Annotated in this window: 12 protein-coding genes; 6 read left to right on the top strand and 6 right to left on the bottom strand. The window is 59.5% G+C overall.

Annotated features, from left to right (window positions below):
- Positions 1–144: 144 nt before the first annotated feature.
- From AC1VV3_RS26615 to AC1VV3_RS26605, 3 genes are all read right to left on the bottom strand, one after another.
- Positions 145–825 carry a hypothetical protein gene (locus AC1VV3_RS26615; protein WP_482963378.1) on the bottom strand — a complete coding sequence of 227 codons (681 nt, stop codon included), beginning with the start codon at positions 823–825 and terminating at the stop codon, positions 145–147.
- A 51-nt stretch (positions 826–876) separates the two neighbouring features.
- Positions 877–1,731, bottom strand: coding sequence for a hypothetical protein (locus AC1VV3_RS26610; protein ID WP_482963377.1), 855 nt, complete (start codon positions 1,729–1,731; stop codon positions 877–879).
- Between the two features lie 336 nt (positions 1,732–2,067).
- Entirely contained in the window at positions 2,068–2,826 is a 759-nt protein-coding gene (locus AC1VV3_RS26605) for a hypothetical protein (RefSeq protein WP_482963376.1), read from the bottom strand.
- Positions 2,827–3,308: 482 nt separating this feature from the next.
- On the opposite strand from AC1VV3_RS26605, the gene AC1VV3_RS26600 reads away from it, so the two are divergent.
- Positions 3,309–4,490: a serine hydrolase domain-containing protein gene (locus AC1VV3_RS26600; protein WP_482963375.1), complete on the top strand. Its 1,182-nt coding sequence runs from the start codon at positions 3,309–3,311 to the stop codon at positions 4,488–4,490.
- The gene (locus AC1VV3_RS26595; protein WP_465128312.1) at positions 4,487–4,978 is read left to right on the top strand and encodes a MarR family winged helix-turn-helix transcriptional regulator; all 492 of its coding nucleotides are present in this window, start codon (positions 4,487–4,489) and stop codon (positions 4,976–4,978) included. The genes AC1VV3_RS26600 and AC1VV3_RS26595 overlap by 4 nt, the downstream gene beginning before the upstream one ends.
- Before the next feature lie 319 nt (positions 4,979–5,297).
- Here AC1VV3_RS26595 and AC1VV3_RS26590 read toward each other — a convergent pair whose 3' ends face one another.
- Positions 5,298–6,125 (bottom strand): oxidoreductase, encoded by an 828-nt coding sequence (locus AC1VV3_RS26590; protein WP_482963374.1) that lies wholly within the window; start codon positions 6,123–6,125, stop codon positions 5,298–5,300.
- A 114-nt stretch (positions 6,126–6,239) separates the two neighbouring features.
- Between AC1VV3_RS26590 and AC1VV3_RS26585 the strand changes: the two genes are divergently transcribed.
- The gene (locus AC1VV3_RS26585; RefSeq protein ID WP_482963373.1) at positions 6,240–7,151 is read left to right on the top strand and encodes an AraC family transcriptional regulator; all 912 of its coding nucleotides are present in this window, start codon (positions 6,240–6,242) and stop codon (positions 7,149–7,151) included.
- A 143-nt stretch (positions 7,152–7,294) separates the two neighbouring features.
- Here AC1VV3_RS26585 and AC1VV3_RS26580 read toward each other — a convergent pair whose 3' ends face one another.
- Both AC1VV3_RS26580 and AC1VV3_RS26575 read right to left on the bottom strand, forming a co-directional pair.
- A complete protein-coding gene (locus AC1VV3_RS26580; protein ID WP_482963372.1) occupies positions 7,295–8,407 on the bottom strand; it encodes a DNA alkylation repair protein in 1,113 nt (370 codons plus the stop codon).
- 85 nt (positions 8,408–8,492) lie between these two features.
- Positions 8,493–9,398 (bottom strand): LysR family transcriptional regulator, encoded by a 906-nt coding sequence (locus tag AC1VV3_RS26575; RefSeq protein WP_465128316.1) that lies wholly within the window; start codon positions 9,396–9,398, stop codon positions 8,493–8,495.
- 96 nt (positions 9,399–9,494) lie between these two features.
- Here AC1VV3_RS26575 and AC1VV3_RS26570 point away from each other — a divergent pair, with 96 nt between their 5' ends.
- From AC1VV3_RS26570 to AC1VV3_RS26560, 3 genes are all read left to right on the top strand, one after another.
- The gene (locus tag AC1VV3_RS26570; RefSeq protein ID WP_482963676.1) at positions 9,495–9,824 is read left to right on the top strand and encodes a Cif family virulence factor; all 330 of its coding nucleotides are present in this window, start codon (positions 9,495–9,497) and stop codon (positions 9,822–9,824) included.
- Positions 9,821–10,609 (top strand): SDR family oxidoreductase, encoded by a 789-nt coding sequence (locus AC1VV3_RS26565; RefSeq protein WP_482963371.1) that lies wholly within the window; start codon positions 9,821–9,823, stop codon positions 10,607–10,609. The genes AC1VV3_RS26570 and AC1VV3_RS26565 overlap by 4 nt, the downstream gene beginning before the upstream one ends.
- Positions 10,610–10,760: 151 nt before the next feature.
- A complete protein-coding gene (locus AC1VV3_RS26560; protein WP_482963370.1) occupies positions 10,761–11,369 on the top strand; it encodes a class I SAM-dependent methyltransferase in 609 nt (202 codons plus the stop codon).
- Positions 11,370–11,510: the final 141 nt, after the last annotated feature.

The following is an 11,510-nucleotide window of genomic DNA, read 5'->3' as shown; positions in this document are numbered from 1 at the left end:
CTCACAAGGACAGCTCCTCGTCGCCGCATGGCCGAAGGAAGATAAGGGGTTGCGCCCCTTCGTTTCGTATCGGTGGGGTAGAACAAAGGGAGCCTGACACGTCAGGGGGACAAAGCCACCCTGGCGCGTCAGTTACGCAAAAGATCAGAATCCGTCGCGGGTCATGGCCATGACGTCGATGAAGCGTCCCCGCGCATCGAACCTGCAACGAAAACGCTTGATCCCGTTACGCCCCTGATCGGCTGTCCCGTCGATCATGATACCGGCCGCGTTCGCTATGGCGGGGCTGGTCCGGATGTAATTGGGCCGCACGCCGTACTGCTGAGAGGCCTCGCCTCGGCAATAAGCCGGCCTGTTGCCGGCCGATATCGCCGCACCCGAGCCGACTGGCCCCGGTGCGGTTCCGACGCTACCGGGCCGGGTTTTCACGCCGACCGTAAGGCTGAACGTCGCCCGCTCACCTCGCCTCGCGGCGCTGCGCATCAGGTAAACCCTGACGCGGTAGTCGCCCGAGTCCTTGAGCCGACCGTCGAACCGGCTGCCTGTGATAGAGCCGTTGAAAACTGCTTCCTCGGAGCGCGGGGGCAGAACATTGAAGTAGGCCGACGTACTGCTCGTTTGCATTGACACGGACATGGATTGGCCGGCACGCGCGCCGACGATGTAATCCACAGTGTCGTAGCCTTTTAGGGAACCGCGAATGGTCGACGAGGTGGCACCTCTGGCAAACTGGACGCGTTCGCTCCTTATTGGCGATTGCGCCGTGACGGGCATAGCTGCGGTCACGACCGCGAGGGCAACGATGGCTCCATGCTTCCATTTCATGAGCATTCTCCCAAAGCCAGTCGGGCCGGGTACACCGGTCCGGGCCGAGTCTTAGAAGCGGCGGTGATCGTCGCCGTCAATGAGGTCGCAAGATCCGCTGAATGCGTAAGGATCGAGCCCGCGAATGCTGATCTGGCCGCTCCGGCGGTTGATCGTGACGGTGGGCTTGTTCATGCCATTGAGCCGATACTTCGCCCGGATGACATCGGGTCCCATTTCGACGTCGTACAGGTCCCACCAGCCATCGTTACCCCGGCTGTTGATCGGCGGGACAAGCTTCTTGGGAAGGCGGATATGCCCGCCGCCTGGCCAGAACTGCAGCGAAACCGAAGCGTCGAACTGCTGTCCGGTCATCTCCGTACGGTTACCGTAATCATAGCGCTCGGTACGGCTGTTCCACGAATATCCGTAGGTCGTGGCAAAGCCCGGCCGCTGCCCATCGCCGAAACACACGAGGCCCAAATCGACGTTCTGGCCATCAACCTGATATCGGCCCTGCCCGCGGTCGCGATCTTCCACATAGCTGGGAGACTGGCGTTGATTGGAGGATGCCCCCCCGTAGTAGTAGCTCTGGGTGGGACGATAGCTGCTGCCCTCGCTCGATCCGCGGTGCTCTTCACGCTGGCCGCAGTCCGGGGCGGGCGAGGATGTGATCAAATCGTAACGCCCATCCATCGTCGCAACGGTGACGCACTGCCGGCTGGAGGAGTTCCACCAGTAGGAGTAGCTGCGATCATCGCTTTTTTGGGTTTTGACGAAGGTATAGCCACGCGCCGCCATCTGGGTCTCGGCACCCGCAGCTCGTGCGCCTACCAGATCGTTCAATGCAGAAGGGGTCTGCGCTTGCGCGATCCCGATCATGTTGGCCAGCACGAATACCGAAGCGGAAATGATTGCCCTGCTCATTCTTGTCGCCTTCCAACTTTTATATTTGTTGTTAAAGCACTCGCGCCTTTAAACGCTCCATATCATGGAAGCGGTATGACACCATCCATGATCGTCAGGTGCCCGCGCTGACCATCATCGCAAGGCATGCATCCCCCCTGCGCACATTGTAGTGCGGCTACGAGCAAGCTCGATTAGCAAGTTCGAAGCTCCGTACTTGCGCGAAGCACGTTCGGCAGCGTGGTCGGCCGTCCCTGCGCCCATCACCGCAACGTCTGTCCGCAGAGTTATCGACTAGGCTCTGTGGTCATTCATGGGTGGGTGCTTCCCATCGATTGGTAGAGGTATTTGCAGGGATCAACCGTGTCGCGCCCGGTGGTGGTCGAGTGTCTTTTGGATCGCTGAGAGCGCGCGGCGCAGTTCATCGCTCCATCCGTCTGGCGGCAAGTGACGCACGGCGGAATGAGCGGCGCAGACAATCGAAGTAGTTGCCCACTTTTCAGCCAAATCGTGTGTCCATGCGACGAAATCGTCGACGGCACCGTGACGATGCTGCAGCGCTTTTCCCAGCATAGGATGAAATCGGAGCCGCGACTGGGGAAGAACGCTGCCCAGCGAGCCGGGCATTGCAAGCACCATAAGCGTATCGTCGACGTGGACGATACTACTCGGTCGGTGCCGGACGAGAACCGAAGCCGCATGCACGCTGTCGTCGCTAGTCACGAGATCAAGCCCGGCAGGAATCGACAAGTCCAGATCCTCGAACGTAGCTTGGGTTGCCACGTCCTCAATGGTCTCCTTTTCCCAGGGCAGTTCCGGTGCCTGTTCGCGATGCCGCCGCGTGCCAAACAACTTCGCGCGGGGCGCCAGCTCATGGGCGGCCGTGCAATGCAGAGTGTGAAAGGGATGAACGTTGATAATCGTGTCAATCTCGGCGCCGTTTCCGGTTATTTCCAGCAGTGCCTCGCGGTCAGCGCCTGAGACACCATAGCTGTCGATCAACGTGAAACGCCCGCCGTTCCGGCGCACCAATGACATTTGCGTGCCCACTTCGACGATCCTGGCGATCTTGAACGAGCCTCGGAAATTCCAGAAGTTCTCGGCAAGTTGCTTCATGTTCGGCTCGGCTCCAACCCTAACATTGCGATCGATTGACCGAGGGATATGCGTGCAAGTCATGGAAGCCGCCATCGTTCCTCATCAATATGCCCGAAAATGCGCAAAGGCCGCACGCCGTATTGCAACAGGAAGGAGTTGCGAGACATTGGCCGGAAATCTCGAACATGGCTGGGTTGGCACTCGACGGACTTTGGTTCACCCTGTTCGAACTGTCCGGCGCGCCCAGCTCGCCCGCTATTTTCGAGCCCGATGTCGGAAAGGCCTCCCAACATGGAGCGGTTGGTCAGGCGTCGATATTGCGTTCCGATTTGGTAAGGTCCGAAAACGGTGGGTGTCGGCCAACTCACGTCGGTCCGGTAGACCACGGTGATTGGCGGTTATCTGCCAAACCATTCATTTAACGGTGTGGAAACGCTCCCACCTTGCGCCGTCGCATCCAATAAGGTAGGCGCCTACATAAATTCACGAAGGTGGTCCTTATGGCAAGTTTTGATCTTCCTATTCTCGGTGCACCGATAAGCCGGCGAACAATGCTCGCGGCCTCCATCTTCGGTGCTGCGGCCCCCGCGCTGGCGAAGGCGGATAACGACCCACTGGAACGGTTTCTCAAGAAGCAGCTGGAAGGTGCCGCGATCCCCGGCATGGCGATAGGTGTCGCCAAGGCAGGCGAAGTAACGCTGATGCGGGGTTATGGCTTTGCTGATATTGCGCAGCATCGGCAAGTCACTACCGATACGATGTTTCATCTCGCTTCCGTGACCAAGACTGTGACGGCCACGGCGATAATGATGCTCGTTGAGGCAGGCCATATCGATCTTGATGCGCCGATCAGCGGCTATCTCGATTTCAAGGTCATCAATCCGGCTCATCCCGATTCCGCGATTACAGTTCGGCATCTGCTGACCCATGTGTCGAGCCTTTCCGATCAAACATATTACCAAGTCGATTTCCGGACGATCGGGATGGATTCGCCGCTACCGCTCAGGGCTTTTTTGACGGACTATCTCGTATCTGGGGGCGCCTACTATACAGCTGCCGGCTGTTTTTCGTCGGCTATCCCAGGCGCGGTCTATGACTATTGCAATGTTGGTTACGCGCTACTGGGCTATATTGTGGAGAAAGTCGCGGGCCAAGATTTGCGCGCATTCACCCAGGAGCGAATGTTCACGCCCCTTGGCATGCGCCCCGTTTCCTGGCGCATTGCAGATGTGCCTCCACAATTAGCCGCCACCCCCTACGAGGTCGTGGATGGTCGGGCAGTCGCCACCCCAGCCGTCGGCTTCCCGGACTATCCGGTGGGCATGCTCCGCGCCTCCATCGCCAGCTTCATGCCCTTCGTTGCGGCGGCGGCAAATGGCGGAGCGTCCGACAAGGCCCGGATCTTGTCGTCCGCCAATCAGGCCCAAATGCTGACCATGACAGTTCCGTCCGGCCTGCCGTCCTGGGTGAGTGGGCAAGGACTGGGCTGGATGGAATCCAATAGCCATGGCAAGCGCTTGATCAATCACTGGGGCGGCGATCCCGGCGTGTTCACCGCCGTCTATCTGGACCCCGTCACAACCACCGGTGTGGCGATCTTCACGAACATGTCGGCCACTCCTGCGAGCAAGAACGCCATTAAGAGTATAGCCGAGCATCTTCTGACAAGACCATTTGCATGACAGAGAAGCGGAAGGATTATAGCCGTGCCGCGGGCGCGGCCGCCTTGGGTGCGCGCCTACGCCGCTTATCCGAACGACTTGATCGTGAAACGGCGGAGATTTATGTCGCGCGAGGCATTCGTTTCGAGCAACGATGGTTCGGTGTTCTCAATCAGATCGTTCTGAATGGGCCGATGACAGTCGGCGACATCGCAGAGGCGCTTTGCATCACCCATGTATCGGTGAGCCAAGCGAGACGGGCGCTTGAGAGCGCCGGTTTGATCCAGATGGCCGGCGACAAGGCCGATGCGCGGCGTCGCCTCATCTCTCTATCTGCCCAGGGCGATGCTCTGGTCGCCGCCCTGGCGCCACTCTGGGCTGCTCTGAGTGAAAGCGCCAAGGAACTGGATGCCGAGGCTGGCCATCTCGTGCCATTGTTGGACCGCTTGGAAGACGCACTCGATGCGCGCGCCCTATCGGACCGCGTCGCTGCTCGCCTCGGCGTTTAGATATGAGCCGTGGTTTCCTATTCTGAGCGACGGGCCGGTTGGCGAAGGAATTTGACCCGCTCGGCAATCGGATTTGGCTTGGTGCAATCAGCGCTGGGATTTCTCATTCCGAGCACTGGAAAATCGTCGTCGGGTGGCAAAAAGTGGCGAGATGGTGTGCAGGGCCGCTCTCAGCCGTACGCTGGCATCCAACCGTCAACTGGCGAGCGACAAATTGCCGTTCGTCAGTCGACTCTTCCAGACTGTCGAAGCCGATTTCTACTCCCCAGGTGGGGACGTCCCGCTTATCCGCGAAGGCTGTCCTTGCTCGGCGGTTGGCTTAGCCATCCGTCGACAGGGTCAGGCCCTCCCATTCATCGATCTCACGTTCCATGTGCTTGTATCGTTCGCGTACCAGGCGCAGGGCATCGCTACCCAGCAGCAACTGCGGTGGCGGCGCGTCGGCATCGACCAGGGCGAGGACAGCTTGGGCGAGCTTGGCTGGATCGCCCACCTGTTTACCGCTCTTCTCCATGCGCGCAGCCCGGATCGGATCGAACTGGGCGTCGTAGTCGGCGATCACACGGGAGCTTCGGACCATCGATCGTCCCGCCCAATCTGTGCGGAAGGAGCCTGGGCACAGGGCCGTGACATGGACGCCAAAGGGAGCCATTTCCGCGCGCATCACTTCGGAAATGCCCTGAAGAGCAAACTTGCTGCCGCAGTAGTAGGCAATCCCCGGCATGGTAATCATCCCGCCCATGGAAGTCACGTTGACGATGAAGCCGCGGCGACGTTCGCGAAAGCTCGGCAGCAAGGCCTTGGCGACCGCCACCGCTCCGAAGACGTTGACGTCGAACTGACGGCGCATTTCCTCGAGCGGGGATTCCTCGATTACACCTTCATAGCCATAGCCCGCGTTATTGATGAGAATATCGATCGGACCATGATCGCTGTCGGCTCGATCGACAATTCCGGCAACCGTCTCGAACTGGGTAACGTCGCACAAGACCGTCACGACCTCGGGCAGACGCGCAGCCAGGCAATTTCGTGCTGCCTCGGATCGAACCGTGCCGATTACCCGATGGCCGGCCTCCAGCGCGGCCTGGGCGATAGCAAAGCCGAATCCGGAATTTACTCCGGTTATGAAGAAAGTGTGTCGCGACATGGCGTTGTTCCTGCTGGTTGCGTTTCTGCTTTGCCAAATGGTACAATCGTCCTCATTCGAAAACGGCAGTTTCTCCGAGTTTCTTGCTCAATCCTATGATACGATTCCCGGAACATGACTGATCTTGTCGAAATTGCGGCCGAGCTCGCGCCGCGGCATGGGTACAATTCGACTGGCCTTCCCGGCCTGCGCATCCTACGTTCGGAAGCCATGCTTGAGGACGTGCCGGTGCTCTACCGGCCCGGAGCCGTCTTTGTCTTACAAGGATCAAAGCAGGGATTTCTCGATGGCAATGTGTATCGCTACGATGCCGATCATTACCTCGCCATCTCGGTGCCCGTGCCATTTCGCATGGCCTCACAGGCGGATGCAGGCAGCCCCTTGCTCGCCCTCTATCTCGATTTCGACCTTCCTCTCGCGGCCGAGATCGCTGCAGTGATGGCCAAGGCGGACGCGTCGCACGCCCGCGAGCAAGCACGCAGTCTGGTTTCAAGTCCAATGGAGCCCTCCATTCGCGATGTACTGCGACGGTTGCTGGTGGCTCTGCACTCCCCGCAGGAGTGCGCTATCCTGGGTCCCGGGCTTATCCGTGAATTGCATTTTCGCGTGATGACGGGGCCGCAAGCTCGGCCGCTATTGGCCGCACTTCACCACGAAGGGGCGGCGGACCGGGTCGTGAAGAGCCTGTCAGAGATCCGCGAACGCTTTCACGAGAAACTTACCGTTCCCGCCCTGGCTAAGGCTGCGGGGATGAGTGTTGCTTCGTACCATTCCGGATTCAAGGCTCTCACCGGAAGTTCGCCCATTCAGTACATCAAGGCCATGCGCTTGCACGAGGCGCGCATGATGATCGCGCGGCGCGAAGCTCCCATAGCGACGGTCGCGATGCAGGTCGGCTATGCCAGCCCAGCGCAGTTCAGCCGGGATTTCAAACGTCATTTCCATCGCAATCCAAGCGATGAGGCCCTCTGGCTGCGTGAGCACATCGGCGAGGCCTCGCAGGTATGGGAAACTGCGACCAGATGACGCTGTTCACTGATCGTCGTGTGGACGGCAGCCCATGCCAAGACCTTCCGTTCACCTAACTTGCAAGCCCGTTCCGCTCTACGAACCTTGAAGCCAAATTCTCCTCCAGTTCGCTATGTCTTTGCGGCAGCGTCGCTGGTTTCTTAGTCAGAAGGATCGCTCGCGATTTCAAAAACAGTGTTCGCCATCGTAAGCCCGTTGACGATGAGCTCGACCTCATGGCAGCCGGGATGATGGCGCCGGGTGCTAAAATCGCGAATGGCCTGGCGAATTTTCAGCGTGGCGATCTGTCCGGCAGGGAGGTCAAATGTCCTGAGCTTGAAGACTTTGGCCGCAGTCTTTCCGCCGGCACGCGCGTAATGGATGCGATAATCGACGACCAAGCGTTGATCCTGTGCGGAGGTGGAGGTCAGTTCGGCATCGATCACGATTGTGTCGCCTAGCCGAACTATGTGAGGCTCAATCGAAAAGCGGCGTACCATTACCGAGGCTCCGTGTTTGACGCCGATGAGAGCAAGAGCCCGAGGTTCGCCCTTCTTGATCAAGGTCCGCAATGCATGACGGATGATCCAGACAGTGTGAGGATCATCGATCGGCCATTCGGATAAGCAATCCAGCAGCCAGTCCGGACGGTCCTTTGCGATATCGTTGAGATGATTGCCGACAGACTTGCGCACGTAGGCGCTGGGGTCCGCCTTGAGCGCCTTGAGGATCTGCGCAGCGAGCGTTGGGTCGTCCCTTAGTGCCGGGATGCGCGATGCCCATGGTAACCTTGGCCTGCTACCTTCGCTTGCGAGCCTGCGGACATGTTCGTCGGCGCTGCTGGTCCAGCGCTCCATCACGGCGAGAGTACGTTCAGTATCCTGAAGCAGAAACGGACGAATGGCGAACTCGGCGGATCCGAAGCGAGTTAGATCAGCGAGCGCGCTTAGCGATCTGTCGAAGTCGTCCAGGCCATATCGTGCGACAAACTCGGTGACAGCGACCGCCTGGAAGCCATGGGTGAGGCTTGGCACCATAGCGCGGACGATCTCAAGTGCATCCATATACTGGCGAGGCAGTGCGACGTAGAGGGCATCGGCGATATGGCGCACGCGCTCCATTATCGACAGCGTGTCGAGTCCATCTGACGCAGCGCTGAGAAAACCCGCGTGATCGAAGCGCGACGATACTGACGTTCCAGCATCGGCGATGATGGCAAGCGCCTGCGGACCGAGAATGTCTTTAAGCAAGGCAGGGGTGGTTTTGTCCGTCATTGCAAAGCCGATCTCAGTTTGATTGTCGCTGGGTTGTGTGATGGCATGCCTGCAGCGTGGCTGACGTGCTGGTACCGGCTTCTGACTACGTGAGCCGTCCGGCAGCGAAGTCGCGCGCGAGCGCAATAAAGGCCTGGAAAGCCGCGGACGAATTGCGCCGGTTGGAATAGTAGAGGCAAAAGGGCGCAAGCGTAGGCGTCCAGTCTTCAAGAATGCGCACAAGCCGACCCGCAGCGATGTCTTCACGGACATCGGGTTCCATGAGATAGCCGATGCCGACGCCATTCGTGACAGCAATGCGCGTCAGGAAGGCCTCGTCGAGCGTCATCGGCCCCTCGACGTCGAGCTGAAGTGATTCGCCGTCCTTCTCGAACCGCCATCGGAGCAAAGCGCCATTGGGAAGCCGCCCGCGAACGCAGGGGTACGCAAGCAATTCCAGCGGCATTTGGGGAATCGCTCTGTCTTTAAAAAAGTCAGGAGAGGCGACAACCGCGATACGTTGCATCTGACCCAGTGGTATAGCGATCGCGTCGCTGGGCACGAGATCCGCACGTCGCACACCCAGATCAAACCCCGCCGCCACGACGTCGACCAGTCGCCCCTCGGTGACTAAGTCGATATGAACCTGCGGGTAGCGCTGCATATAGGTCAGAACCAGCGGCACCATGATCTCCCGCGCGGCCGTTGCGAACGCATTGATCCGCAAGGTTCCGGATGGTGTCTCCTGTTGCGACCGCGCCGTATCCATCGCCTTCTGGATGCCTTCGAACGCTGGTTTGATCTGCGCGACAAAGATCCGCCCCGCATGAGTGAGCGACACGCTGCGCGTGGTGCGATTGAATAATCGTACGGCTAGGTCCCGTTCGAGCTTCCCCACAGCATTGCTAATGGCGGTGGTCGACATGCCAAGGTCAAGTGCTGCTGCTCGAAACGAGCCGCATCGCACTATCGCGATAACAGCCTCGAGCTCGATCAGCGACTGGCGACTCATTATCCCGATCCCCGTGATACTGCATGCCGATTTGTCTCGATTATCAGGAGAAATGTCTATCGCTAAATGGATCTCATCACCTGCAAGGAGATGAAAATGCCAATCGATCTTCCAAAGCCGATAGCCGATTATGTCGAGGCAAACGCCGGTCTCGATGTTGATGGCATGTTGAAGCCATTTATTCGCGACGCCGTCTTCATCGACAACGGAAAATGCTTCGAAGGGCATCGAGCAATCCGCGAGCTGCTCAAAGAAGAAGTGGTTCCGATGAAGACAATCTTCGTGCCCGATAGCGTTAGGGAGGGAGACGGCAACATCGTGGTTGAAAGTCCAGCCCATGGAGACTTCCCGGGCAGCCCGCTCCGCTTCACCTATCGATTCACGCCAGCGCACGGCGCCATCAAAACCTTGGAGGTTACGATATGAGCATCAAGGCAGATTCCACAGAGTTCGCCGGCAAGCGCGTGCTCGTCAGCGGTGGGACCAAGGGGCTGGGCAGAGCAACGGTCGAGCGCTTCCTGGCCGGCGGAGCCCGGGTCGTCACCGCCGCCCGTACGATCAAGGATCCCATTGAAGGGGTCGACTATGTGCAGGCGGACCTGACGACTGCGGAGGGTGGCGAAGCGGTGGCCCAAGCGGCGATCGAGTGGCTGGGAGGCATCGACATTCTCGTGCATGTCATCGGCGGTTCGGCCTCGCCAGCGGGTGGCTTTGCCGCGCTGACGAACGATCACTGGCTCGCAGAGCTAAACCTCAATCTGCTGGCGACGGTCCGACTCGATCGGCTGCTGATCCCGCAGATGCTTGAACGGGGCGAGGGCGTCGTGGTTCACATCACTTCGATCCAGTCCGTCTTGCCGCTGCCCGAATCTACTACTGGCTATGCGGCCGCCAAGGCCGCGCTGAGGACCTACAGCAAATCGATCTCGAAGGAGCTTGGCCCTAAAGGTGTGCGGGTCAACGCCGTCTCGCCCGGCTGGATCATGACGGAGGCCACCGGAGACTTCCTTGAAATGCTTCGGACTGCAAATGGCGGAACGATCGAGGACGCGCGCCAGTCCGTGCTCGACACGTTGGGCGGGATCTCGATTGGACGGGGAGCCCAACCCGAAGAGGTGGCCGACCTCATCGCCTATCTCGCCGCAGACCGTGCTTCAGCGATCCACGGCGCGGAGTTCGTGATCGATGGCGGAACCATCCGCACTGTCTAACGGTGCCATTCGCCGCTCGCCTACGGAAGCCTGTTGGGACAGACTGAACGACCTTCGTCCCGCTCCGCCAGTTGGCTCATTCAAGCCACATCGCATGCTGTCTGGTAGCGGTGGCTAGAAACTAAAGGTATGCTGTTCGCGGGAGAAGAGCATGACCAGCGGCGCTGAAGATTCCGTAATCGATGTCTATCAGCGCCACGGCGTGGCCTGGGCGAGGCTGCGGAGTGATACTTTAGTCGAGACGTCATGGCTTGATCGCTTCTGTGCACGACTCCCTGCCGGGGCAGCGGTGCTCGACATAGGATGCGGTTCTGGCGTGCCGCTCGCACGCGAGCTGATCCAGCGCGGTTTTGACATCACTGGCGTGGACGGCACGCCGACGATGCTGGCACAATTCCAGCGTAATTTTCCAGGGGTCACAGCGCAACTTGCCGATATGCGACACCTCGCCCTTGAGCAACGGTTCGCCGGACTGCTCGCGTGGGACAGTTTCTTCCATCTCTCACCCAAGGAACAGCGAGACATGATCCCGCGCTTCCAGGCACATGCCGCCCTGGGAGCCGTCCTGATGTTTACCAGCGGAGATGCCGAAGGCGAGGCGATTGGCGAACTGGAGGGCGCCCCTCTCTATCATGGCAGCCTCGATCCTGAGGAATACCGAAGCTTGCTTGCCAACGCTGGCTTTTCAGTCATCGCGCACGCCGCAAAAGATGCAGCGTGTGGCGACCGCACCATTTGGCTGGCCCAAAAAAACATCTGATTAGGAGCGGCAGCCCTGGCCGTGGCGGCCGCTGCGCTCGGCACCCGTTTGCGCTACCCCGCGTGAGCGCCGCGACCGATAGTAACCTGTCAGGTGCCGCCGTCCGCGAATAAAAGCGCCCTTCCGTCCACGCATACGCGC

Source organism: Novosphingobium sp. BL-S-34, from assembly GCF_056857015.1.
This window is presented reverse-complemented; position numbering and strand designations above follow the sequence as displayed.